The 24,303-nt window shown below is 75.2% G+C and carries 19 protein-coding genes and 1 pseudogene; 9 read left to right on the top strand and 11 right to left on the bottom strand.

Annotated elements, in window-relative coordinates; translation table 11 throughout:
* The first annotated feature begins 247 nt into the window (after positions 1–247).
* Positions 248–994 carry a VanZ family protein gene (locus tag KSNIM_RS33105; RefSeq protein WP_263106835.1) on the top strand — a complete coding sequence of 249 codons (747 nt, stop codon included), beginning with the start codon at positions 248–250 and terminating at the stop codon, positions 992–994.
* On the opposite strand, the gene KSNIM_RS33100 is transcribed toward KSNIM_RS33105, so the two are convergent.
* Positions 930–3,848, bottom strand: coding sequence for an ABC transporter substrate-binding protein (locus KSNIM_RS33100; RefSeq protein WP_263106834.1), 2,919 nt, complete (start codon positions 3,846–3,848; stop codon positions 930–932). The genes KSNIM_RS33105 and KSNIM_RS33100 overlap by 65 nt on opposite strands.
* A gap of 287 nt (positions 3,849–4,135) precedes the next feature.
* Here KSNIM_RS33100 and KSNIM_RS33095 point away from each other — a divergent pair, with 287 nt between their 5' ends.
* The 3 genes from KSNIM_RS33095 to KSNIM_RS33085 all read left to right on the top strand — a co-directional run bounded on the left by KSNIM_RS33095 (position 4,136) and on the right by KSNIM_RS33085 (position 7,243).
* Complete coding sequence (locus KSNIM_RS33095; RefSeq protein ID WP_263106833.1) at positions 4,136–4,432, top strand: hypothetical protein; 297 nt, start codon at positions 4,136–4,138, stop codon at positions 4,430–4,432.
* Entirely contained in the window at positions 4,429–6,183 is a 1,755-nt protein-coding gene (locus KSNIM_RS33090; RefSeq protein WP_263106832.1) for a cation:proton antiporter, read from the top strand. The genes KSNIM_RS33095 and KSNIM_RS33090 overlap by 4 nt, the downstream gene beginning before the upstream one ends.
* 106 nt (positions 6,184–6,289) lie before the next feature.
* Positions 6,290–7,243 carry a DUF389 domain-containing protein gene (locus KSNIM_RS33085; RefSeq protein ID WP_263106830.1) on the top strand — a complete coding sequence of 318 codons (954 nt, stop codon included), beginning with the start codon at positions 6,290–6,292 and terminating at the stop codon, positions 7,241–7,243.
* Positions 7,244–7,287: 44 nt separating this feature from the next.
* On the opposite strand, the gene KSNIM_RS33080 is transcribed toward KSNIM_RS33085, so the two are convergent.
* On the bottom strand, positions 7,288–8,757 hold the full coding sequence (locus KSNIM_RS33080; protein WP_263106829.1) for a hypothetical protein: 1,470 nt from the start codon (positions 8,755–8,757) through the stop codon (positions 7,288–7,290).
* A 208-nt stretch (positions 8,758–8,965) separates the two neighbouring features.
* Here KSNIM_RS33080 and KSNIM_RS33075 point away from each other — a divergent pair, with 208 nt between their 5' ends.
* On the top strand, positions 8,966–10,402 hold the full coding sequence (locus KSNIM_RS33075; protein WP_263106828.1) for a DUF2252 domain-containing protein: 1,437 nt from the start codon (positions 8,966–8,968) through the stop codon (positions 10,400–10,402).
* Between the two features lie 178 nt (positions 10,403–10,580).
* Positions 10,581–11,927: a chloride channel protein gene (locus tag KSNIM_RS33070; protein WP_411543815.1), complete on the top strand. Its 1,347-nt coding sequence runs from the start codon at positions 10,581–10,583 to the stop codon at positions 11,925–11,927.
* A gap of 99 nt (positions 11,928–12,026) precedes the next feature.
* Here the strand turns inward: KSNIM_RS33070 and KSNIM_RS33065 are convergent, their stop codons facing one another.
* The 5 genes from KSNIM_RS33065 to KSNIM_RS33045 all read right to left on the bottom strand — a co-directional run bounded on the left by KSNIM_RS33065 (position 12,027) and on the right by KSNIM_RS33045 (position 16,749).
* Complete coding sequence (locus tag KSNIM_RS33065) at positions 12,027–13,310, bottom strand: aminotransferase class I/II-fold pyridoxal phosphate-dependent enzyme (RefSeq protein WP_263106826.1); 1,284 nt, start codon at positions 13,308–13,310, stop codon at positions 12,027–12,029.
* A gap of 65 nt (positions 13,311–13,375) precedes the next feature.
* Entirely contained in the window at positions 13,376–13,849 is a 474-nt protein-coding gene (locus KSNIM_RS33060; protein WP_263106825.1) for a C40 family peptidase, read from the bottom strand.
* Positions 13,846–14,979, bottom strand: a complete 1,134-nt coding sequence (locus tag KSNIM_RS33055) for a pyridoxal phosphate-dependent aminotransferase (protein ID WP_263106824.1) — start codon at positions 14,977–14,979, stop codon at positions 13,846–13,848. Before KSNIM_RS33055 ends, KSNIM_RS33060 begins: the two co-directional genes overlap by 4 nt.
* Positions 14,976–15,614 carry a transcriptional regulator gene (locus KSNIM_RS33050; RefSeq protein WP_263106823.1) on the bottom strand — a complete coding sequence of 213 codons (639 nt, stop codon included), beginning with the start codon at positions 15,612–15,614 and terminating at the stop codon, positions 14,976–14,978. Before KSNIM_RS33050 ends, KSNIM_RS33055 begins: the two co-directional genes overlap by 4 nt.
* A gap of 49 nt (positions 15,615–15,663) precedes the next feature.
* On the bottom strand, positions 15,664–16,749 hold the full coding sequence (locus KSNIM_RS33045; protein WP_263106822.1) for a PP2C family protein-serine/threonine phosphatase: 1,086 nt from the start codon (positions 16,747–16,749) through the stop codon (positions 15,664–15,666).
* A gap of 363 nt (positions 16,750–17,112) precedes the next feature.
* Here KSNIM_RS33045 and KSNIM_RS33040 point away from each other — a divergent pair.
* Positions 17,113–17,292 (top strand): annotated as a pseudogene (locus KSNIM_RS33040) (RNA polymerase subunit sigma-24); the annotation flags it as partial.
* A gap of 37 nt (positions 17,293–17,329) precedes the next feature.
* Here KSNIM_RS33040 and KSNIM_RS33035 read toward each other — a convergent pair.
* Positions 17,330–17,893 (bottom strand): GNAT family N-acetyltransferase, encoded by a 564-nt coding sequence (locus KSNIM_RS33035; protein ID WP_263106821.1) that lies wholly within the window; start codon positions 17,891–17,893, stop codon positions 17,330–17,332.
* Positions 17,894–18,878: 985 nt separating this feature from the next.
* Positions 18,879–19,127 (bottom strand): chaplin, encoded by a 249-nt coding sequence (locus KSNIM_RS33030; RefSeq protein WP_263106820.1) that lies wholly within the window; start codon positions 19,125–19,127, stop codon positions 18,879–18,881.
* Between the two features lie 280 nt (positions 19,128–19,407).
* On the opposite strand from KSNIM_RS33030, the gene KSNIM_RS33025 reads away from it, so the two are divergent.
* Positions 19,408–19,881 (top strand): hypothetical protein, encoded by a 474-nt coding sequence (locus tag KSNIM_RS33025; protein WP_263106819.1) that lies wholly within the window; start codon positions 19,408–19,410, stop codon positions 19,879–19,881.
* Between the two features lie 427 nt (positions 19,882–20,308).
* On the opposite strand, the gene KSNIM_RS33020 is transcribed toward KSNIM_RS33025, so the two are convergent.
* Complete coding sequence (locus tag KSNIM_RS33020) at positions 20,309–20,839, bottom strand: GNAT family N-acetyltransferase (RefSeq protein ID WP_411543814.1); 531 nt, start codon at positions 20,837–20,839, stop codon at positions 20,309–20,311.
* 266 nt (positions 20,840–21,105) lie between these two features.
* Here KSNIM_RS33020 and KSNIM_RS33015 point away from each other — a divergent pair, with 266 nt between their 5' ends.
* A complete protein-coding gene (locus KSNIM_RS33015; RefSeq protein ID WP_263108218.1) occupies positions 21,106–22,647 on the top strand; it encodes an MFS transporter in 1,542 nt (513 codons plus the stop codon).
* Here KSNIM_RS33015 and KSNIM_RS33010 read toward each other — a convergent pair.
* On the bottom strand, positions 22,571–24,303 hold a 1,733-nt coding region (locus tag KSNIM_RS33010), incomplete at its 5' end, for an FUSC family protein (protein ID WP_263106818.1). The genes KSNIM_RS33015 and KSNIM_RS33010 overlap by 77 nt on opposite strands.

The raw sequence follows: 24,303 nt of genomic DNA, 5'->3' as shown, positions 1-24,303 counted from the left end.
GCCGCGGCCACCGACGCCCGCCCCGAGGCGCACGCCGGCGCCGTCGCCGCGGCCCTCGCCGTCCGCGAGGGCCTCAGGTCCGCCGGCCACCCCGTCTGACCGCCCGGGCGGGCAGTGGCGGCGCCTGCGCCGCCGGAACCGTTCCGGTGCCCGCCCGCGTCTGTCCCCCGGTGCCGGGCCGTCCGTGCATCACGTGCGCGTCGAACACCGGTGCGCCACCGCAACGCCGGCCGTCGTCAGTGGAGCCATGGACCGCACCGCAGCACTCCCCGCAGCTGCCCGTCGCACGCGCAGGATCGTGCTCGCCGGTCCGACCGTCCTCGGTGCGGCCCTCGTCGCATTCCTCGCGCAACGGCCGCTCCGCCACCACCACGCGGGGTGGCACGGCTGGCTCGGCACGGTCAACGGCGTGGTGTTCCTGACGGCGGCGGGCCTGCCGTTGGCCGCGCTGGTGGTGCGGGTGCTGGCACGCCGTCGGACGGCCGTGGGCAGCCCGCCGGAGCTGGCCCGGCGCAGGTCGCTGGCCGAGGTGGGCATCGTCTACGGGACGGTGCCGTGGGTGTGGATGATCCTGCTGCCGGGCGCCGGGGCCGGCACCGCGCCCCGCCGGGTGAGCGCGGTGCCGCTGCGGGACCTGGTCGCGGTCCTCTCGGGCGCCCCGGTCACCGCGACCGTCCAGGTCGTCGGCAACCTGCTGGTCTTCGCGGCGCTCGGCTTCTTCGCCCCGGTGCGGTTCGCGGCGCTCGCCTCCGTGCCGCGGATCCTGGCGCTCGGGGCGGGCTGCTCGGTCCTCGTCGAGGCGGCGCAGTACGTCCTGTGGCTGGACCGGGTGTCCTCGGTGGACGACGTCCTGCTCAACGCCGCCGGCGCCGGGCTGGCCGCACTCGCCTCGCACCGCTGGTGGCGCTCCGCGGCGGACACCTCCGCCGTCACGGCGTGCAGCCGCCGAGCGGCCGCGGGTCCCCCGCCGCCCGCCCGCAGATGCGTTCGGTGAGCGGCGCGCCCTCCGCCCCGCGCCGTACCCGGATGATGTGCAGCCCGTGCCCCGGCTGCGGGCCGGTGGCGAGCGGCCGGGTGTCGCGGAAGTCGACGGTGCCGGTGGCCCGGTTCTTCATCTCGACCGCCCGCAGGCCCGCCATCACCGATCCGACGCCGCCCTGCTGGGAGGCGCCGGCCTTGGCCGCGCCGGCCTGGAGGGCGGCGGTGGCGTCGTAGGCGAGGGCGAGGGCGCCGTCGGAGAAGACGTCGTCCTCGTACGGGTTGCCGCCGCGCGGGGCGAGCCGCAGTTCGGCGGCGGCGACCTCGGCGAGGTCGGAGGCACGGGCGGTGACGGAGGGATCGGAGAGCGCGGTGTAGTAGAGGGTGGCCTGCGGCGCCATCCAGGTGGCGCCGGTGCGGAACTGCGCCTTCGTCAGGTCGTCGCCGGTGAGGACGGTGAGCGGCCGGGTGCAGCCGGCGTCCGCGGCGAGGCGCCGCATCAGCTGGTTGACGTCGTCGGCGCGGCCGGCCAGGTAGAGCACGGCGGGCTGGTGCTCGGAGTGGCAGCTGGTGCTGAGCGCCGCCTCGAAGTCGGGGTCGCCGTTGCTGGTGAGCCCGTACTCCAGGGGTCGGCCGCCGATGAGCTGGAAGCCGGCCTCCTTGAGCATCGCGGAGCCGTACTGGGCCTGTTCGGGGCTGTACCGGTCGTCGCGGCCGGCGGTGCGGGTGAGGACGGCGGCCCAGCGGTCGGCGGGCGGCAGGGCGAGGCCGTCGACGATCTGCCGCAGCGCGGCGGCCTCCTCCTGGTCGGTGGCGGCGAGGCCGAAGTAGTTGACGTGGCCCTTGGCGAGGTAGGTGCCCGAGTTGGTGGTGCTGACGACGGCGAGGCCGGCCTGCTGGAGGAGGGTGAGGGCGCTGTCGCTGTCGGCGGTGTCGCGGCCGAGGCCGACCACGCCGACGATCGAGCGGTCCCGCCGGGCGACGTCGACGATCCGCTGCACCATCTCGGTCTGGAAGTACATGTCCTGCCCGCCGTTGGCGACCAGGACCTTGATCTTGAGCGGGTCGCCTGCGTTGTTGCGCAGCTGGGCGAGGTGGACGCCGGTGAGCTCCTTGAGGCTGTTGAGCGCGCGGGACTGCTGCCCGGCGGCGGTGGTGAGCGAGCCCGCGTAGACCACGGTGACGTAGCGGACGTCGGGCAGGGCGTCGACCCGGGCGTTCTCGCGGCGGATCGCGGCCTCGACGGTCTCCAGGCCGACGGCGGCGCCGGTGCGGTCGGTGCCCTCGCCGGGCAGGGTGCCGCTGAGGCGGATGCCGCCGCCGTCTCCGGCGAAGGAGACGCCGCCGGTCGCCACGCCCACGCATTCGCGGGTGCCGCCGGGATCGGTCCGCCACACGGCGTCCGGGTTGGAGCCGAGCAGCCGGGGCTCGCAGTAGCGGTCGCCGAGCTGCTGCACCCGCAGCACCCCGCCGCAGGCGGCGAGGACGAGGACGGCGAGCACCGTCCAGCGGGACCACAGGAACCACCAGGAGCGGCCGACCGGCACCGGCGCGAGCCGGGTGGTCTCGCCGGCGCCCAGCTGGTACCGGGTGAGCCGGACCGGCAGCGTCCAGGCCAGCGCCCGGCCGCGGCTGGGTGCCTGGCGGACCCGCAGGTCGCTGACCCAGTTCTCGTACGGGCCGCGGCGGCGGGAGCCGACGGCGTGCACGGTGACGGGGGCGGTGCCGGCGTCCTCCAGCCAGGCGGCGACGTCGGCGTGGGCGACGGCGGCAAGGACGAGCAGCGGGTCCTGCTCGCTGCGGCGGCTGCGGACGTCGGAGATCGCGCCGAGCACCCGCAGGACGCCGTTGCGGGCGTCCGCACGGGGCACGAAGACGACGGGCGGGACGCGGCGCTTGCGGCCGCGCAGGTCCGGTGCCCAGGAGCGGTGCGCCCAGCGGAGGTCCTCCAGCAGGGCGAGGGTGCGCAGTTGCAGGTGGAACTGCTGGGCGCGGTCCTTCTCCTCGTCGGGGGTGCCCGGCAGTTGGGCCTTGAGGATCTCGCCGGCGACCTCGCGGGCACGGGCCCGGGTGACGTCCCAGGACATCCGGGGCCGCCAGAGCGACCAGGCGGCGGCCTGCCGGCCGGAGGCGGCGAGGAAGGTGGTGGTGGCGAACCAGCGGCTGGCCCGGCCGAGCCAGGAGAGCGGCGCCGTGTTGCGCCGCACCCAGCCGGTCACGCCGAGCAGCAGCAGCGCGCCGAGCAGCACGAGGACGACGATCTGCCAGGTGGCCTGGGTGAGCAGGCTGGTGAGCCCGGCGAGGACGAAGGCGCCGATCAGGCTGGTGGAGTTGAGCACGGGCGACAGCAGCCGCTGCAGTTCGCCGCCGACCGGGCGCGGTTCGGGCCGCCAGTGCAGGTCGCGCAGCCGGCCGAGGACGGTCTCGACGTGGTCGTCGAGCGGCCGGCCGGCGAGGGCGGGGTCGGCGAGCGCGTGCCGGGCGGCCGCCTCGATCGCGGCGATCAGCCGGGAGCGGGGTGCGGGGTAGCTGCGGTACCAGGCGGGTCCGCGGCGCGCCCAGGGGCCCTTGGCCAGCGAGTCGACGACGGCGACGGCGTTGCGGTGCGGGTCGTCGCCGTCCGCGCCGGCGACCACGCGGTACGGCAGTCCGCCGGCCTCCTGCGCCTCCTGGACGGCGTGCACCACGCCGCGGACCTCGCGGTCGAGCTCCGGGTCGTCGTCCTCGGCGTACAGCACGACGACCGGCATCGGCAGCCGGGCACCGCTGAACTGGCCGATGAGGTCCTTCACCAGTGCGTCGACCTCGTACTTGGCGGTCGTGCGCACACCACCGATCCGGGCGCTCTCGCGCGCCGAGCCCTGAGCCACCTGCACCCCCGTAGCCGCCCCCCGCAGGACGCGCACCGCGCCCCGGCCTGACCTGGCGTCAGACCGCGAGTGTAGACCCGGGGTGCGACGGCGCACACGGGTTCGGCGGTCGGGCGCCCCGCGCAGAGCTGCTCCGTCCGAGGGACAGCCGTCACCCCGACGGCGCAGTGCTGCGAGCCGTGCCCTGCGCCCGGAGCGCGGCGCGGGAAGGCTGGCGCGGGCCACCGCGCGGGCCCGCGTGCCCCGCCGGTGCCGCCTGCTGTCCGGAACGAGCGATCGAGGGCCGCATGACGACCGCACCACTCCCGCCGGCGAGCCCGCGGGCGCAGTTGCCGCCCGCCCGCGAGCCCACCGCGTTCGCGCCGGCCGCGCACCGCGCGCCGGTGCCGGTGCCGCTGCCCCGCGTCGCTCCGGTGCTCCGCCACCGGGTGCTGCGCCGGCTGGCGCCGGTCGGCACGGCTGCGGCGGTGCGGACCACGCGCCACCGCCCGCAGACGCACCCCGCGCCGGACCCGACGATCGACGCCGACGGGCGGGCCGGCGCGGCGGCCGACCGGAGCCCGGCGGACTGGGCACGGCCGTGACGACCGACCAGATCCTGCTCGGTGTCGGCCTGATCGTGGTGCTCGCCGCCGCCTCCCAGCTGCTGGCCGCCCGGCTGCGGATCCCGGCGCTGCTCGTCCTGCTGCCGGTCGGTTTCGGCGCCGGGGCGCTCACCGACACCGTCGACCCGCAGCGGCTGCTCGGCCCGGCGTTCTCGCCGCTGGTCTCGCTGGCCGTCGCGGTCATCCTCTACGACGCGGGCCTCGGCCTGGAGCTGCGCCGGCTGCAGGCGCACACCCGCCGGGTCGTCGTCCGGCTGATCTGGCTCGGCACGCTGATCACCTGGGCGGCGGCGACGGCCCTGGCGGTGCCGCTGCTCGACATGCCGAAGCGGTCGGCGGTGATGCTGGGCGCGATCCTCGTGGTCTCCGGACCGACGGTCGTCGGGCCGCTGCTGAACCACGTCCGCCCGACCGAGCGGCTGCAGCGGATCCTGATCTGGGAGGGAACACTGATCGACCCGATCGGGGGCATCCTCGGCGCCTTCGTCTTCCACGGCGTCGTCTCGGCCAGTGGGGACGGCATGCGCAGCGAGCTCGGCGGGTTCTGGCTCAGCATCCTGGTGGGCTGTGCGGGCGGCGCGGTGGGGACCGCCGTGCTGTGGCTGGTGCTGGACCGGCTGCGGCCGAACGAGATCCTCGGCACCACGGCGCAGCTGGCCGCGGTGATCGGGACGGCGGCGGCCTGCGACGCGCTGCGCGACGACACCGGTCTGATCGCCGCCGTGGTGATGGGCATGGCGCTGGCCAATCTGCCGGGCCTCGACCTGCCGGTGCGCCGGCCGTTCCTGGAGACCCTCGTCTCGCTGATCATCGGCCTGCTGTTCGTCTCGATCTCGGCTACCGTCACCCCGGCCTCGCTGCGGCATGTGGTGCTGCCGGCGCTGGGCCTGGCCGCGGCGCTGGTGCTGGTGGTCCGGCCCGTGGTGGCACTGCTGGCGACGCTGGGCACCGACGTGTCACGGGCGGAGCGGGCGTTCGTGGGCGGGATGGCCCCGCGCGGGATCGTCGCGGCGGCCACCGCCTCCACCTTCTCGGCCGCCCTGGTCGCCAAGGGCGTCGACGGAGCCCAGCGGCTGCTGCCCGCCACCTTCGTGGTGATCGTCGCGACGGTGACGGTGTACGGGCTGACGGCCCATCCGGTCGCCGGGCGGCTCGGGGTGCTGCGTCCGGCGCGGTCGCGGCCGCTGCTGGTCGGCGGGGACGCGTTCGCGGTGGACCTCGGCGTGGCGCTGCGCTCGCTCGGCCTGGACGTGCTGATGTGGGCCGGCGCCGACACCGACCAGGCCCGGATCACCGCGGCCGGGCTGGAGCTGGCGCCGGGCGAGCTGCTCGCCGCGGCGACCGGCGCGGGTGCCGAGCTGGAGGGCATCACCGGGGTGCTGCTGCTCACCGAGGAGGACGACTTCAACGCGCTGGCGTCGATGACGCTGCACGAGTCGCTGGAGGGCGCCGTGTTCCGGCTGGCGCCGGCGGAGGGCAGCCGGGGCGTGGTGGCGCCGTACACCGGCGGCGAGGCGCTGTTCGGCCCGGGTCTGAGCCGTCCGGAGCTGGCCCGGCAGTACGGCGAGGGGGCGCGGGTCACCACCCGGCCGGTGGCCGGCGGGCTGCCGGCGGGCCACCGGCTGCTCTTCCTGGTGAAGCCGGACGGCCGGCTGCTGCCCGTCACCGAGGGCCGCACGCCGTCCCGGCACCCCGGGGACGAGGCGGTGCTGCTGAGCCCGCCCGCCTGATCCTCCGCCGGCGCCCGGCGCGTTCCGGCGCGTCTGCGCGGCCCCTGCGGCGGCGGTGGCGTTACTGGAGGACCGGACAGGCGGGTCGGAACGGCGGGAGGACCGGGTGGCGACGATCCACGTCCGTGCGGTGAGCCCGCCGGACCTCACGGAACGGGCGGTGGCGATGCTGGCGGCCGACCCGTGCGTGCTCAACCTGCTGGTGCAGCCCGGCGCGGCCCGGCATCCGGACGGCGATGCGCTGGCCTTCGACGTGCTGGCGGGCGGCGCCAACGAGGTGCTGGACGGACTGCGCGGGCTGGGCCTGGACACCCGCGGGTCGGTGGTCGTCGAACCGGTCGACCTGGCCTTCTTCGGCCCGGCCGCGGAGGCCGGCCGGCGCAGCCTCGGCCGGCGCGTGCACGCGCCGGTCTGGGCCGAGGTCGAGGCGCGGATCCGCGCCCAGGGGAGCTACGCGCCGAGCTTCTACCTGTACCTGGTGGTCGCGGCGTTGATCGGCGCGGTCGGCATCGTCACCAACTCCCAGATCCTGATCGTCGGCGCGATGGTCGTCGGCCCGGAGTACGGGGCGATCGTGGGCGTGGCGCTGGGCCTCGACCTCGGCGACCGGCGGGCCGTCCGGCGCGGACTGACGGCGCTGGCCTGCGGTTTCCCCGCGGCCATGGTGATCACCTTTCTGTTCGCGCTGCTGATCCGGGGGTTCGGCCTGCAGTCGCGGGCGTACGACCTGGGCCTGCGCCCGGTGTCCAACCTGATCGGCACGCCGGACTTCTTCTCGGTCGTGGTGGCCTGCCTGGCCGGGGTGGTCGGGATCGTCTCGCTCACCGAGGCCCGGACCAGTGCGCTGCTCGGCGTGTTCATCTCGGTGACGACCATTCCGGCGGCCGCGGACGTCAGCGTCTCCGCGGCGTTCGAGAACTGGGAGAAGTCCTGGGGGTCGTTCCTGCAGCTGCTGCTGAACGTCGGGGTGCTGGTGGCGGTCGGCACCGGCACGCTCCGCACCCAGCGCGGCGTCTGGCGCCGGATCGGCCGCCGACACGGGCGGCCGGTCGCGGACTGAGCCCACCGGAAGGGGGCGGGGCGGTCGGCCCCGCCCCCGGGCGGTCAGGCGGTGGCGGGCGGCGGGCCGCCCGTCCGGGCGGGTGGGGCACCCCGGTCCCCCTCGGGTCCGGTGTCGAGGAACTCCCGGATGGCGAAGCCCAGCGCCACGAAGAAGGTGATCCACAGCACCACGGCCCAGGTGGGGTAGCTCCAGGTCGCCAGGATCACCGCGCCGATCAGCAGGATGGCCACGCCGATCCAGCGCTTCCAGCGGTGCACGAACGGGCCGACCGGGCCGAGCTTCATGCCGAGCGAGTAGAGCGCGTCCCGCAGCGAGCCGATGATCCGCCGGCAGGCGGTGCGGACCGCGACGGCGGGCTTCGACGGCCCGATCAGGAAGGCGCCGACGGCGGTGACCACGGCCACGGCACCGACCGCACGGATCCCGGCGCGCATGAAGCGGATCAGGGTGTCGTAGACCGTTCCGGCCGCCGCCTGGTTGGCGCCCGGCGGCAGGTGGTCCAGGTAGATCGCTCTGAAGATCGTCAGCGCGACGCCGATCAGCAGCATGGCGACGGCGATGCCGATCGCCGCACCGATCAGCGCCCGGCGGCGGTTGACGGCGAGGAAGACACCGCCGGCGGCCACGATCACCGTGAGGATCGGCAGCCAGTTGCCCATGATCTCCAGCAGCCGGAAGTACGTCCTGATCTTGCCGACGTCCTTGGAGGAGAAGATCACGAAGTTGGTGTGGACGTCCGGGATCTTCGAGGCGACGGAGAGTCCGGAGTCGACCAGTTGGGTCTTCACCTTCGCGATGACGGGCGCGAGGTCGATGGAGACCTGGTTGTTCTCGAGTTTGACGGTGCCGCCGCCCTTGCCGGTGAGCGCCTTGTCGAGCGTGCTGTGGATCAGGCGGTTGGCGTCGACCCAGATGGTGGCGAACTGGTCGCTGGTGACCACCTTGTGGACGGTGGAGCTGACCAGGTCGGTGAGGCCGCTCTTGATCGGGCCGCTGAGGTTGCCGATCAGGTTGGCCAGGTTCTCCGGCACGCCCTGCTGGGCGGCGGTGTCCGAGAGCTGCTTGACCAGCGCGTTGACGTCGATCTGGTCGAGCACCACGGTGGTGACCCGGTTGGTGATCGCGTCCTGGACGTCCGGTTCGGTGGCCAGCGGGGCGACGGTCTGCACGTACCGGTCGGTGTCACCGACGAAGTTGGCCGTCCAGACCGCCATCACCGACAGCATGGAGAGCAGCGAGGCGATCACGATCAGCACCACGGCGCCGGAGGTCCGCCAGCGGTGGTGCTCCCGCTTGTGCGGCGGAGTGGTCGCCTCCAGCACGGCGAGGCGCGCCTTCAGCGCCGCCACCTCGTCCGCGCCGCCGCTCGCCGCGGTGGGCCGCTCGGAGGAGGGTCCCGGGCCCTGGGCGGGCGGCGGGCCGCCCGGCGGGACGGGTTCCGGCGGCCTGCCGTGGTCGGCGCCGCCGGACGCGGATTCACCGGAGCCGGGCTCCGGTTCGCTCGACGCCATCTGTTCTCCTCGGGTCGGGGCCTGCGGCCGTTCGCCCTACCAGGAGAAGCGCCGCCCGGCCCGGCCACCACCGGGAATGGGCGTACGGGTGGTTCCGGCGCGCCCACGGCAGGCCGGACGGGGCGCGGGCGGCGATGATCGGAGGGTCTGTGCGGGCCGCCCCGAGCGGGGCGGCGCACAGCCGCACCCGGTCAGGCAGGAGGACGCCATGGCGAAGGACCAGAACCCGGCGACCCGTTCGGCGGCGCACGCCACCCCGGAGGAGCGCGCGGCGCGCGGCCGGGAGGCCCGCCGGGCGGCACCCCGTTCGAGTCACGCCGAGTACCGCCCGGGCAAGAAGCGGCCGGATCCGCTGGCCATCCTGGAGGCCCAGTCGGCCAAGCGGGTGCAGGAGCTGGTGCCGATCCGCTACAGCCGGATGACCGAGTCGCCGTTCCGCTTCTACCGCGGCGCCGCCGCCATCATGGCGTCCGACCTCGCCGGCAGCCCGGACTCCGGCATCCGTGCCCAACTCTGCGGCGACGCCCACATGCTGAACTTCCGGCTGCTCGCCTCGCCGGAGCGGCAGCTGCTGTTCGACATCAACGACTTCGACGAGACGCTGCCCGGCCCCTGGGAATGGGACGTCAAGCGGCTCTCGGCGAGCCTGGTCATCGCGGGCCGGGCGAACGGCTTCGACGACAAGGAGCGCTCGGAGATCGTTCGGGCCACCGTCCGCCAGTACCGCGAGGCGATGGCCAGGTTCGCCGGGATGCGGAACCTCGACGTCTGGTACGCCCGGATGGACTCCGACATGCTGCAGGAGCTCGCTGCCGAGCGGGCGCCGAAACGCGGGCAGCGCGGGCTGGCCCAGGCGATGGCCAAGGCCCGGACCCGGGACAGCCTGCAGGCCTTCGAGAAGCTCACCGAGGTCGTCGACGGCCGGCGCCGGATCGCGGCGGACCCCCCGCTGCTGATGCCGATCTCCGAACTGCTGCCGAACGTCGAGCGCGATGCGCTGATGACGCTCTTCCGCAGCCTGGTCGAGCGCTACGGCAAGACCCTCCCGTCCGACCGGCGCTACCTGCTGGAGACCTTCCGGCTGGTCGACGTGGCACGCAAGGTGGTCGGCGTCGGCAGTGTCGGCACCCGCTGCTGGATCTTCCTCATGCTCGGCCGGGACGGCCAGGACCCGCTGTTCATGCAGGCCAAGGAGGCGGACACCTCGGTGCTCGCCCCGCACGTGGGCGCGAGCCAGTACCGCAACCAGGGCGAGCGGGTGGTGTCCGGCCAGCGGCTGATGCAGGCGGCCAGCGACATCTTCCTCGGCTGGGAGCGGGTCGACGGCATCGACGGCAAGCGCCGCGACTTCTATGTCCGCCAGCTGCGCGACTGGAAGGGCATCGCGGTCGCCGAGGACATGCGACCCGCCGGAATGCAGGCCTTCGGCCAGCTCTGCGGCTTCACCCTGGCCCGCGCCCACGCGCGGTCCGGGGACCGCATCGCGATCGCCTCCTACCTCGGCGGCAAGGACGTCTTCGACCGCGCGCTGGCGGAGTTCGCGGAGGCGTACGCCGACCAGAACGAGCGGGACCACAGGGCGCTGGTCGACGCCGTCCAGGACGGCCGCCTGCCGGCGGCGGACCCGGTCGCAGAGCCCCGCTGACCGCGGGCCGACGCGGCCGGGCGCCCGGCCGCGTCGGCCGAACGGATGACGGTGCGGCGGGCACGGCGCCCGCCGCACGCAGCGGCCCGGACGGCCGGGCCGGACGTGGTACCACCTGACACAGAGGCCCGGGCACCCGGCGATCCGGCCGGGCCCCGACGTCGAGGAGACGATGCGCATGCCGGCCGGACCGACCGAGCAGCAGGCCCCGGCGCCGCAGGACCCGATCGCGATCGTCCGCACCCGGGGCTACCTGTCCGTGCTGGTGCTGGCGGCGCTGCTCGGCGTGCCGGTCTCGGCCGGGGCCTTCGGCTTCCTCGCCCTCGTCTCCGAGCTGCAGTCACTGGTCTACGACGACCTGCCGAAGGGGCTCGGCTTCGACGGCACACCGGACTGGTGGGCCATCGCGCCGCTCGCCGTGGCGGGCGTGCTGGTCGCACTGACCATCCGCTACCTGCCGGGCGGCGGCGGCCACAAGCCCGCCGAGGGGCTGAAGACCGGGGGCACGCCCTCGGTCGCGGCCGTGCCCGGGGTGGCGCTCGCCGCGATCGCCTCGCTCGCCCTCGGCGTGGTGCTCGGCCCGGAGGCCCCGCTGATCGCGCTCGGCGGCGGCGTCGCGGTCGGCGCGATCAAACTGCTGAAGCGCGACGCCCCACCGACCGCGGTGAGCGTACTCGGCGCGGCCGGCAGCTTCGCGGCGATCAGCGAACTGCTCGGCTCGCCGCTGGTCGGCGCCTTCCTGCTGATGGAGGCCTCCGGGCTGGCCGGGCCGATGCTCGGGGTGGTGCTGGTACCCGGGCTGCTCGCCTCGGGTGTCGGCTCGCTGATCTTCACCGGCCTCGGCCACTGGACCGGCCTCGGCACCTACTCGCTGACGCTGCACCAGGTGCCGCAGGCCGACCGGCCCTCGCTCTCCGAGTTCGGCTGGGCGCTGCTGGTCGGAGTGATCGCAGCGCTGCTCGGCGAGGGGATCCGCCGCTCGGCACTGCGCCTGCAGCCGGTGGTGGAGCGGCGGCGGCTGCCGCTCACCGTGCTGATGGGCGTACTGGTCGGGGTGGTCGCCCTGGTGTACGCGGCGATCAGCGACAAGCCGATCTCCGACGTGCTCTACTCCGGCGAGAACACCATCGGCCCGCTGCTGGCCGACAACTCCTCCTACACGGCAGGCGTCCTGGTGCTGCTGGTGGTCTGCAAGGCGCTGGCGTACGGTCTGTCGCTCAGCGCCTTCCGCGGCGGCCCGGTCTTCCCCGCGGTGTTCGTCGGCGGGGCCGGCGGCATGGCCCTGGCGCACCTGCCCGGGGTGGACACCACCACCGCGTTCGCGATGGGCGTCGGCGCGATGAGCGTGGCGATGCTGAAGCTGCCGATGACCTCCGTGCTGCTGGCGACCCTGCTGCTCGGCACGGAGAGTCTCACGGTGATGCCACTGGTGATCGTCGCGGTGGTGGTCTCCTACGTGGTGACGCTGCGGATGGCCCCGAAGACCGCCGTACCGACATCCACCCCGCCCGAACCCGTTACCTAGGAGCCTTCAAAGGGCACTCGGGAGGTCGGTTCGGGGGCATGAAGCCCGTACACCTTCGACGGCGGGCCTCGGGCGGGGTGCGGGGAACCCGGTGGCGGGTCAGGCCGCGGTGCGCTCGGCGGCGGCGAGACGGACGCAGACCGCCACGCCCTCCATGGCCGAGCGGACCTCGTCCACCGACGGGAAGGACGGGGCCAACCGGATCTGGCTGTCGCGCGGGTCGTGGCCGCCGGGGAAGGCGGCGCCCGCCGGGGTCAGCGCGATGCCGGCCTCCTTGGCGAGGCGGACGACCTCGGACGCGCAGCCCTCCGGGACCTCCAGGCTGACGAAGTAGCCGCCGAGCGGCCGCGTCCAGGTGGCGATCCCGAGCGGGCCGAGCTCGCGCTCCAGCACCTCGTACACGGCGGCGAAGCGGGGCTCCAGCAGCTGCCGGTGGCGCTCCATGTGGGTCTCCACCGCGGCGGCGTCGACGAAGAAGCGGGCGTGCCGCAGCTGGTTCACCTTGTCCGGGCCGATGGTCTGGGCGGCGGCGAGCTTGGCGTACCAGGCCATGTTGGCGGGCGAGGAACCGAGGAAGGCGACGCCGGCGCCGGCCGCGGTGATCTTGGAGGTGGAGGCGAAGACGAACGCCCGGTCGGGGTGGCCGGCCTCCTCGCACGCGGCCAGGACCGGCAGCAGCGGGGTGCGGTCGTCCGTCAGGTGGTGCACCGCGTACGCGTTGTCCCAGAGCAGCCGGAAGTCGGGCGCGGCGGTCGGCATGGCGGCCAGCCGGCGGACGGTCTCGTCGCTGTAGGTCTCGCCGCTGGGGTTGCTGTACTTGGGCACGCACCACATGCCCTTGATCCGCGGGTCGGTCGCGACGAGCTCCTCGACCACGTCCATGTCCGGGCCCTCGCCGGTCAGCGGGACGGGCACCATGGTGATGCCGAACCGGTCGCAGATGGTGAAGTGCCGGTCGTATCCCGGCACCGGACACAGGAAGCGGACCTCGTCCTCGTCCGCCCAGCGCTGCTTGGCGCCCGGCAGGACGGAGAGCATGGCGTGCGCCACCACGTCGTGCATCACCGTGAGGCTGGCGTTGCCGCAGGCGAACAGCTGGTCGGCGGGGACGTCGAGCAGTTCGGCGAAGACCGCGCGGAGCTCGGCCAGGCCCTGCAGGCCGCCGTAGTTGCGGCAGTCGGTGCCGTCCGCGGAGCGCACGTCGCCCGGCTGCAGGATCGTCAGCAGCGCGTCCGAGAGGTCGAGCTGCTCCGGGGAGGGCTTGCCGCGGGTGAGGTCGAGGCTGAGGCCGCGGGTGCGGAGCTGCTCGTAGGCGGCCCGGGCGGCGGCGAGTTCCGCCCCTTGCTCCGGTCCGACCGACGTGGTGGTGGACGGCTGTGACACGAGGTTTCCCTCCGGTGTGGGTGCGGTTCTACCGGTGCTACCGGGGCACTGCTGCGCCGGACAATCTACCAATCCGCGGCGGCCGCCCGATCGGCCGCCGCGGGTGCGGGCACCCGCGCGGTGACCCGCTTGGCCCCCAGCGGGACGCGGTAGCGCTCGCGGGCGGCGAAGTCGGCGAGGCTCCACAGCACCGGGCGGCCGACCTCGGCGCACAGGTGGAGCACGGTGTCCCCGCCGGCGCACACGCCGATGTGCGCGCCCCGGGGATCCTCGTTCCGGCCGAAGAACAGCAGGTCGAGCGCGGCCGGTTCGGAGACCCGGACGGTGCTCGCGGTGTCCGTCCACAGCTCGCTGGAGCGCAGCGCGGGCACCAGCAGGCCCGACCGTTCGAGCACGGCGCGGGCGAACTGCTGGCAGTTGGCGCCGTGCTCGAGTCCGGGGCGCTCGGCGACCGCCCGCGAGCCGGGGAAGCGCGCCCCGGCGTACGGCACCCGCCAGAAGGCGGCGGGCAGCCGCGCCACGAAGTCGTCGGCGGTCACCGGCGGGTCCGCAGCCAGTCGGCGAAGGCCTGCAGGGCGGGCTCGGGGTTGCTGCGGCCGACGCCGATCCGGAAGCGGTCGGCGGGGGTGTCGGTGAGCTCGGAGCGGTAGATGCCGGACGGCAGCAGCAGCACACCGGCTTCCTCGACCAGCCGGGTGCAGAACGCCTCGACGCCGTCCGCGCCGAGGTAGCGCGGGTAGGCGACGCAGCCGCCGTCGGGCGCCCGCCACTCGAAGAGGTCCGGGAACCCGGCGAAAAACGCGTCGAAGAGCGGCAGGTTGGCCGCGATGATGCCGCGGTTGCGCTCCAGGATGCCGGCCCGGGCCTTGACCGCGATCCGGGCGAGGACCTCACTCGGGGCGGAGTTGCAGATGGTGGTGTAGTGCTTGGCCCGCTCCAGCCGGCTGCGCAGCGTGCGGTCGCGGCAGGCGATCCAGCCGATCCGCAGGCCGGGCAGGCCGAGGGACTTGGAGGTGACGTTGAGCGAGAGGGCGCTCGGCGCGAGGTCGGCGGCCTGCGGCAGCGTCCTGGCCGGGTCGCGTTCCAGGCCGCGGTAGACCTCGTCGCTGAAGAGGTGGATGCCGCGTTCCTCGCAGAGGGCGGCGAGCGCGGTGAACTCGGCCCGGTCGATCACCTTGCCGGTCGGGTTGTGGGGGAAGTTGACGGACACCACCTTGGTGGTGGGGCGCAGCGCGGCGGTGACGGCGTCGAGGTCGAGGGCCCAGTCCTGCTTCTCGTCCAGGGCGACGCCGGTGACCTCGCAGAGGGCGAGCGGGACGGTCTCGGCGGACTGGTAGTTGGGGGTGACGACGACGGCGTGGTCGCCGCGTTCGAGCAGGGCCTGCATGGCGATGTACAGGCCCTCCTCGGCTCCGGCGAAGCAGATCACGTCGTCGGGGCCGACGGTGTCGTACATCCCGGCGATCGCCTCGCGCAGGCCGGGGTCGCCGAAGGTCTCGGTGTAGCCGAGGGCGAGGTTCTGCCAGGCGTGGCGGTCCTCGGCGTCGGCGAGGTCGAGGAGGTCGGCCATCGTCATGGTCTGCGCGTCGGAGGCGGTGAGGTGGTGGCGGGCGGTGAACTCCCAGCGGGAGAAGTAGGTCTCGAGCCGGAAGTCGGGCAGTCGGGTCATCGGGGGCTCCGGGGGGCTTTGAGGTCGGCGAGCAGCGCGTAGACGGTGGAGCGCGAGGCCTTGAGGGCGGTGGCGACGACGGGGACGGCGCGGCGGACGGCGAAGACGCCGGCCCGGTCGAGGTCGGCGAGCACCTCCATGCGCTCGACGCGGCCGAACCGCTCGACCGGGCGGCCGCGTTCGCGGACGTGGGTGCCGACGATCTCCTGGACGCGTTCCGTCCAGTCCTGTTCGAACAGCGGCTCGGGCCGTTCGACGGTGGGGGCGGCGAACCGGCTGAGCACGGCGGCGGCCTGGTCGAGCGGGGTGCGGTCGAGGTTGACGCAGAGCACCGCGGACGGCCGGCCGTCCTCGCCGCGGAGCACCGCGCTCACCGAGGAGAGCCGCCGGCCGTCGGCGAGCAGTTTCTCGTACGGGCCGAAGACGTCCTGGGCGGCGGGCTCCAGCCGGTCCAGCTCGCCGAGCAGCGAGGGGTCGCCGGGGGCCCGGCCGGCGTGCGGGTTCCAGATGGCGAGCACCCGGTCCCGTTCGGCGTCGTGCAGCACGACCTCGGCGTAGGGGCCGAGCAGCAGGGCGACGGCCTGGCAGACCGGGCCCCAGAGCCGGACCCGCGGGTCGGTTTCGCGCGTCTCCATGTTCTGGACTATACGTCCGATCTGGACGAAAATTCCAGACCGGGCGGGTTCAGGACCTGCGGGCGACCGCGAGGACGGCCATGTCGTCGTCCCGCGGGCCGCCCGTCCACCGCTCGACGTCCAGCACCAGCGCGTCGATCAGCCGCTGCGGGCGGTCGAACGGCCCGAGCGGGGTCAGCCGCGCCGCCGGGTCGTAGAACTCCCCCGCGCCGTCCCGGGCCTCCGTCACCCCGTCGGTCACCAGCAGCAGCGTGTCGCCCGGCGCGAACGGCCAGGCGTCCGGCCCGGACCGCGGCACCCCCAGGCCGCCCATGCCGAGCGGCAGACCGGGATCGCGCGCCGGGAGCAGGGTGACGGCTCCCCCGTCGGCGGGCAGCCGGTACGGCCCGGGGTGGCCGCAGTTCAGCAGCCGCAGGCCGCCGTCCAGACCGTCGACCTCGCCCAGCAGCGCGGTGATGAAGCCCTCCGTACGGACCTCCTCGTCGCTCCCGGCGCTCTCCCGGGCCAGCGAGTGCTCCAGGGCGTCGGCCAGCGCCGGCAGGTCCGTCGCCCGCTCGGCGTTCTCCCGGAAGGCCCCCAGCAGCACCGACACTGCGGCCACCGCCCGCAGCCCCTTGCCCCGGACGTCGGCGATCAGCAGCCGCACCCCGAACGGGGTCTCCTGCACGGCGTAGGCGTCCCCGCCGATCAGCGCCTCGGTCTGTGCCGCCCGGTAACAGGCCGCGACCGCCAGCGGCCCCACCCGGTCGGGCGGCGCGGGCAGCACCGCCTGCTGCGCCGCCTCCGCCACCGACCGGACCACGGCGAGCCTGCGTCCGTGACGGGCGATCACCCGGTTGACCCAGATGCCGATCAGGGCCGCGAACACCGTGTTCGCCAGCTCCAGCCAGCCGGCCGTGGTGCCGAGCGTGCCGTCGCGGGAGGTCAGCACCAGCACCCCGGCGGAGATCGCCGCACCGACCGCCACCGTGTCCCGCAGCGGCAGCAGCGCGCCCGCCAGGACGGAGGCGGCCGCCATCATCGGGTCGCCCCAGTAGTCGGCCGTCGCCAGCGAGTCCCAGACCAGGCCGCCGATCACCAGCAGCCAGGGCGCGAGCCGGACGTAGCGGGGCCACTGCGTGGACAACGTCGCCACCGGCAACCACGACTCCCGGTCGGAGGGCAAGGGGGCTTCCGACGATATCCGCCGGCCGGCCGCCCACCGCGGCAGGACACCCGGCCGGCTCCCCCGGCCGGCCGGCCGTCATCCACCCGGCCCAGCACGGCGGACGGAGTCCGGGCCGCACCTCCGCGGTACGGCCCGGAGCAGGTGGCCGCCGCCCAGGTGCATAAGGAGCGGCGCCGGGCCCTGTAGCTCGCCCGTGGATCCTGCCGTTCCGTCAGTTCCCGCACGGAGCAGAGTCGACGGTTGACTGCTGCACGCCGTGGCGCCGGGGGGCGTTGCCGCACCCGCCCGCCCCCTCTTCACCATATGGCGCGGGTCACAACAACCCCGTGTCAGGCGGAGCTCACCTGGATCAACGGCGGCCGGGGCGTGGTCTTCCGCGGCCCGGACCGCGTCATCGCCACGCTGACCTTCGACGTCGACCCGGACGGCCGCATCTCGGCCATCCACAACGTGGCCAACCCGGACAAGCTCCACGCCGTCGCCGACGGCACTCGGCACGAACTCGCCTGAGCCGCCCGCTCCTCCTCGACGCCCTCCGGGAACGGCCTCAGCCGGTCGACGGGGGCCGGTCGTTGAGGAGCTTCTGGTACAGCACGTGGTCGCGCCAGGCGCCGTCGAGGAAGAGCAGGCCGCGGGCGGTGCCGATCCGTTCGAAGCCGCACTTCTCGAGCACCCGCTGCGAGGCGAGGTTGGCCGCGGCCGCGCCGGCCTCCAGGCGGTGCAGGCCGAGCTCGGTGTCCGCGGCGCGGCAGCCGAGCAGCGTGGCGGCGGAGGCCAGGCCCCGACCGCCCTGGGCGGCGTCCACCCAGTAGCCGAGGTTGGCGCTGCACAGGTGCAGCCGCATGATGTTCGACAGGGTCACGCCGCCGACGATCTCGTCCCCGCTCGCGAGCACCCAGGGGGCGAGCCGGCCGGTCTCGGCCTGGACGAGCTGGTCGTGCAGCCGGGCACGCTGGCCGGCCACGGTGAACCAGTGCTCGTCGCGGGGCGGGTCCCAGGGGTGCAGGTGCTCCCGGTTGCGGATCATCGCGCGGCTCAGCGCCTCGGCGTCCTCCGGGACGGCGGGCCGCATCAGGACGTCGCCGGCGACCGGCGCGGAGAAGGTGATCACCCGCACAGCGTAGGCGCTGCCCCCGCGCGGCCCCGGCGGCCCGTTGGCACACCGCATCCCGCACACCGCATCCCGCTTCCCGCATCCGTTCACCCGAACCGGCTCGAACGACCACGATTCCTGCCACGCTGTGCGCCTGCCGGATGCGGGAGCTGCCGGGGCCGGGCGGCCCCGGGCGTGGAAGGGGCGGGCGATGGCCGGGCGGAGACGGCGTGCGCTGTGGGGCACGGTGTGGAGTGCGGTGGCGGCGGTGCTGCTGCTCGCGGGGTGCGGCAGGGGGTCCGGGGGCGGGTCCGCGGACTCCCCGGTGCTGTCGGCCGGGACGGCCGCGGAGTCGGGAGGCCCGGGGCGCGGGCGAGGCGGCCGTTCGGCGACGGCGGCGGGCACGGTCTCCGGCGGCGCCCCGACCGAGCCCAGGGCCGCGGCGATCCGTTCGGCGGCGCCGCCCGGAATGCGGTGGCCGTGCAGTGCGGGCAGCAGGAGCAGCCGTCGCGCGTCCGGATTGTGCAGTCCCTCGCTCCCCGGGTGGGATCGGGCGCAGGCGATCGCCTCCGGGACCGCCCGGGACAGGCCCGGGCCGGTGGGGCAGCCGTCGTCGAGCAGCACCGGCTCGGGGCGGCGCCACGACGGGTGGGTGAGGAGCAGGTCGCGGCCGAAGTCGCCGGGGAGGTGCGGTGGACGAGGACGGCGGTGCGGCCGTCGGCGAAGGGCACCCGGACGGCGGGCCAGGCCCGGTCGTCGAGGGGGAGTTCGGCGGTGGCGTCGGCGTCCGCACCGTCACCGCCGAACCATTCGGCTTCGGCCGACCGCCGGCCCGGCGACAGCAGGTGGTCACCCAGAAGCCCGGGCGGGCCGTCGTGTCCGTGGATCAGCACGGCGTCAGGATGCCGGGCGGCTCCGACAGCCGGTGGGGTGGGGCTGCCGGCCCCGGGCCGTGGCGGTGTGACGGCGGGCCCGGGGCCGGCAGGTCGGCGGTGCCGGTGTGTCAGCCGTCGGCGTTGGCGCAGGCGTTGCCGGTCGCCGGGTTGAGGATGCTGACGACGCCGATCGAGTTGCCGCAGACGTTCACCGGGATGTGGACCGGGATCTGGATGACGTTGCCGGACAGCACACCGGGCGAGTTCGTGGCCAGGCCGTCGGCCCCGGCGCTCGCCGAGGCCGTGCCGGCAGCCGCGCCGAGGACGAGGGTGCCGGCGGCGGCCGCGAGGGCCAGGGCGGTGCGCAGTGCGGTCATGGTGGACTCCTGTCGTGTCGAGCTGTTCTGATGACGCGTCGGCCGCACGCGATCGACGAACGGCCGTCATCACCTTTTCGGCACGAACGGCCTCTGGGGGTTGGCCCGGCCACGACAGTCCACCCGATCGGCGCAGCGGTCCGACCCGGCCGTTGGGCGGTGTGGGGGAACGGGTGGGCCAGGACGGCGCGCCGGGTAGGCTTCCTGACGGTGTGTCGGCGAACGGACAACCCGGTGGCGGGGCGGCGGGCGCCGCGGTCGGGGGGTTGCGGTGGGTCTGGTGCTGCTGTTCGTGTCGCTGACGGGGTTCGTCGCCGCCGTCGCGCTCGCCGCGGTGGGCACGGGCGTGCTGCTGGGACGCGGCGGGAAGCCGCTGCCGGGGCGGCCGTGGCGCGGACTGGCGCTGCTCGCCGCGGCGGGCGCGCTGGCGGTCTACGTCTGCGGGCTGGGGCCGGTCGGGCTGGACGCGCTGGACGCGGGCGGCGGCGGGACGGACTCGGCGCCGCCGCAGCCCTGCCGCACGGGCCCGAGGGAGCGCTGGATGCACGTCGAGGACTGGGGGGTCGGATTCGTCCCGGTCCGCTTCGAGTGCCGTCTGGCGGGCGGTGGGTCGTACCGCAATGCGACGGTGCCGGGCTGGGTGAATCCGGCGGCGGTCGCACTCGGGCTGGTGGCGGCGGCGAGCGGCATCGCGGCGGGGGCGATGAACGAGCGCGCGGCGCACCGAACGCCCGCGGAGGCCCGAACGCGGTGAATGCGCGCGCAGGCCCGGGGCGGGGGCCCGACCGGGCCGGGCCTCCGCGGCCGCCGGTCGGTCAGAAGTCCGGGGAGACCTGGTCGACCGTCCAGAAGGCACTGTTGGTGCCGGTGTGGCGGAAGCGGAGCTGAGCCGTGGTGGGGCTGGCGGGCACCGTCACCGGGATGCTCTCGAAGCCGTTGGTGTCGGCCCGGTAGGACGTGAGCAGCTGCGGCGTGCCGGAGTCGAAGGAGGCGTAGACGTCGCCGGTCCGCGGGCCGTCGATCCTGTGGTCGGTGGCGAAGCGCAGGGTGGCCGTCCGCGCGCCGTTCAGCTGGTAGCGCGGGCTGATCAGCGTGGAGTCGTCAGGTTCGCACCCTCTACCGGGGCGACCGGTTCGGCTTCACCCCGGACCTCCCGGCACCGACCACCGACTGACGGCGGGTCAGCCCGGCGTGCCGTCCTGCGGCCGGATGGCGCGCCGCATGCAGATCCGCGGCCACCGGTCGAGGCCGTGCGCGGCCTCCCGTGCCCGGACGGCCCGCAGCTGCGGTCCGATCTCCGGCGCGTCGAGGACGGTGAAACCGAGGCGGGCGTAGTAGGGCGCGTTCCACGGCACCTCGGCGAAGGTGGTGAGGGTCAGCGCGGGCAGGCCCTCGGCGGCGGCGCGGCGGGCGGCGCGGTCGATCAGCGCCCGGCCGAGACCCCGTCCGGCGCTGCCGGGGTGCACCGACACCTGCTCGACGTGCAGATCGCCGTCGACGCGCTCCGCGACCAGGTACGCCACCGGCCGGTCGCCGCCGTCCGCCGCGACCCAGGCCAGGCCGGCAGCCAGGAAGGGGGCGAGCTCCTCGTCCGAGAAGGGTTCGTCCGCGGCGATCTCCGGCATCCCGACCGCGCGGAACTCCTCCCCCGCCGCACGCTCGATCTCCTGCAGCACGGGGACGTCCTCGGGGCGGGCGGCTCGAATGCGCATGCGGCCATTCTGCCGCCCCGGCCGGCGGGCTCGTGGCGGTCCCGGGCACGCGGCCGGGGGCGTCCGCCGAGCGGATGACTTCGCCGCGGCGCAGCGCGCGCCCGGGTCGCGGGGCGGGCAGTGTCGTCCGGGTGGCCGCCGGGCCGGGCGCGGGCCCGGACCTGGCCGGACAGCGGGACGGGTCGAGACGGAGGGAGAGTGGCGTGGCTGCTGGCAGCGGCGGACGGGACGGCGGTGGTACCAGCGAGAGGCTCGCCCTGGCGGGCATGCTGTTCGCCGTCTCGATGACCTTCATCGACCAGACCATCGTGTCGATCGCCGCACCGAGCATCATTCGCGAGCTCGGCCTGCCGGCAGGCGCGATGCAGTGGGTGGTCAACGCCTATCTGCTGGCGCTGGCCGCGTTCTTCGCGCTGGGCGGCCGGGTCTCCGACATCCTCGGGCACAAGCGGGTGATGCTGGTCGGCACGGTGGTGTTCGTGACGGCGTCGGCGCTCTGCGGGGCGGTGCCGACCGGTGGCGCGGCCGAGCCGTGGCTGATCTCCTTCCGTGCGGTGCAGGGGCTCGGTGCGGCACTGATGTTCCCGGCCGCACTGGCGGTGGTGGTCGAGGTGTTCCCGGTCGAGCGGCGCGGCCGGGCGCTGGCGCTGTTCTTCGCGGTGGCGGGCGGACTGACCGCGATCGGCCCGATCCTCGGCGGCTGGCTGACCAGCTGGACGTGGCGGGCGATCTTCTGGGTCAACGTGCCGGTGGCGGTGGTCGCCCTGGTGCTGACCCACCTCGCCCGGATCCGCAACACGCCGCGTCCCGAGCCGATCGACTGGCCGGGCGCCGTGCTCGTCGCGGCCGGCATGGGGCTGAGCGTGCTCGGCCTGCAGCAGGCGGCGGTCTGGGGCTGGGGCAGCGCCGCGACCTGGGGGTGCATCGTCGGCGGACTGGCGGTGCTGGCGCTCTTCGTGCTGGCGGAGCTGCGCAGCCGGGATCCGCTGATCACCATGCAGGTCTTCGCCGACCGGGCGTTCTCGGCGGACAACGCGGTGCTCTTCTTCGCGATGATGTCCTTCGTCCCGGTGTTCTTCTTCGCCTCGGTGTACGCGCAGGTCGCGCTCGGCTACTCGGCGAACGAGGCGGGCCTGTACCTGCTGGTGTTCTTCGCCGGGTTCGGTCCGGCCTCACAGATCGGCGGCCGGATCCTGGACCGGCGCGGGGCCCGGCCGGCGATGCTGCTGGGGACGGTGGTCGGCGCGGTCGGATTCGCCGGCTGGGCGGCGAAGATCACCGACCTGTCGCTGGGGGCGCAGTGGGTGTGGATCGTCCTCGCGGGCGCCGGGATCGGCCTGCTGCTGACGCCCGCCTCCACGGACGCGGTGAACCGGGCGATCGGCCGCTCGTACGGGGAGGTCACCGGGATCACCCAGACCGTCCGCAACTACTCGGCGAGCGTCAGCCTCGCGGTACTCGGCACCGTCCTGCTGCACACCGCGGCGAACCGGATCACCGACACGCTGGAGCAGCGCGGGCTGCCGCCGCAGGCGGCACGCAACACGGCCGAGCAGATCACCAAGAGCCTCACCGGGCCGAGCGGCGGGTCCGGGGCGGGCGGGGTGGACGCCGGTCTGCTCGCCGCCCTGCGGGCCGACTTCGCGGCGGCGAACCGGCCGGTGCTGTACGGGATGGCGGCGGCGCTGGCCGTGGCGCTCCTCTGCGCGCTGTGGCACCCCGGCACGCGGATCACCGCGGAGGACGAGGCGGCCCGGCCCCGTCCGGGTGCGCGGCCGGCCGGCCGGGAGTCGGAGCGGGAGGGCTGACCTCGCCCTCGGCCGGGGCCTTCGCGGCAGGCACGGCGGCCAGGTCGTCGACCAGGCCGACCAGCCAGACGGCGGTGTCCACGGCGTGCAGCGCCGCCGGGTCCGGCGGCAGGTGGGCCGCCATGACGCGCTCGTCGAGCAGCGCGGTGCGCGCCTCGCCGAGGAGCGGGTCCGGCGGAGCGGGCGCCCGCGGGCCCGAGAGCAGCGCGGCCCCCTCGCGGCGGAAGGCGGCGGCCGCGGTGTCGGCGTCGCGGACGAGGGTGTCGGCGACGCCGGGCCAGCCGACCAGGGAGTGCGGGGCGATCCTGGCGAGCAGTTGCTCGGCGCCGCGGACGGTGTGCTGGCCGGTGAGCAGCGCCGCCTGCCAGTCCGGTGCGCCCGGGGGCACGGCGTGGTGCTCGGAGCGGAACTGGGCGTAGGTCGCCTCGGTGAGGACCGCGGAGCGGCGGGCCCGGCGCACCGCCCCGCCGCGGGCGGGCGCGCCGGTCAGCACGGCGACGGTCTCGTGGAGCGCTGCGGCACTGTCGGCCAGCAGTTCGGCCGTGCGTCGGCGCAGTTCGCGGGCGCCGCCGAGGGGCCAGGCGCAGAGCCCGGTGAGGATGCCGACGGCGGCGCCGGTCGCCACGTCGACCAGCCGGGCCTCGGCGAGTTTCCAGCTGGCGGGCGCGAGCTGGGCGAACACCATGGCCACCACGACGGTGAAGGTGCCCTGGGCCCAGGCCAGACCGAGGATCGGGCCGACGGCGAAGGCGGTGAGCATGGTGGCCGGCAGCGCGACGGCGTAGAACAGCGGCCGGTCGCCGACCAGCATGAGCATCACCGCCGTGGCCGCCGCTCCGCAGAGCGTGCCGGTGAGCGCGGGCCGCAGGGCCATGCCGGTGTCGGCGGCGGTGGTTCGCATCAGGGTGAGGGTCGCGAGCAGCACCCAGAAGCCGTGCGTGAGGTCGAGTCCGCCGACCAGCAGGCGGGCCGCGGCGAGGGCGGCGGCGGTGCGGACGGCGTTCTGGAAGTACACCGATCGCGGCGTCAGGTTGGCCAGGAACCGTGCCCACCAGAGCCGGACGGCCGGCTCGTGGGCGTACCAGAACGGGCCGGGCCGCGCGGCGGGCGGTGTCGGGTCGGGCGGCAGCGGCGCGCGCCGGCTGATCCGCACGGCGAGGGTGAGGAAGCGGGCGCCCTCGGCGGCCTCCAGCGCGATGCTGCCGAGGCCGAGCCGGGCGGCGCTCGCCGCCTCCGCGGGATCGGAGGTGCGGTACGGCCCGATGCGGCCGGTGCCGGCGTCCGGCTCGGGGGCGGGGGCGGGGCGGGTGCCGGGGGCCGGGTGGAACGGGGTGGCCCGGACCGTCTCGAAGGCGGTGATGGCGGTCTCGATCGGGTCCGCCCGGGGCACCGGTCCGCCCGTGCGGACGCCCTCGCCGGCGGCGCGGACGGCCCGTGCGGCGGCGCGGACCAGTGCGGCGGCCTGCGGCAGCGGCCCGGCGAGGTCGTTGACGCGGCCGATCCGCAGCAGGTGGGAGCGGGTGTGGCGGAGGGCGGTGGCCGCGTGCGAGAGCGCGCGGTCGGCGGCGCTCGCCGAGGCCGGGCGTTCCATCAGGGGGATCCGGGAGAACCGCAGGCCGTCCATCGCCTCGGCGGCGGGGTCGGGGCGGCCGTCCG

Origin of the sequence: Kitasatospora sp. DSM 101779 (genome assembly GCF_025655475.1) — a bacterium.
Classification (GTDB): domain Bacteria; phylum Actinomycetota; class Actinomycetes; order Streptomycetales; family Streptomycetaceae; genus Kitasatospora.
This window is presented reverse-complemented; position numbering and strand designations above follow the sequence as displayed.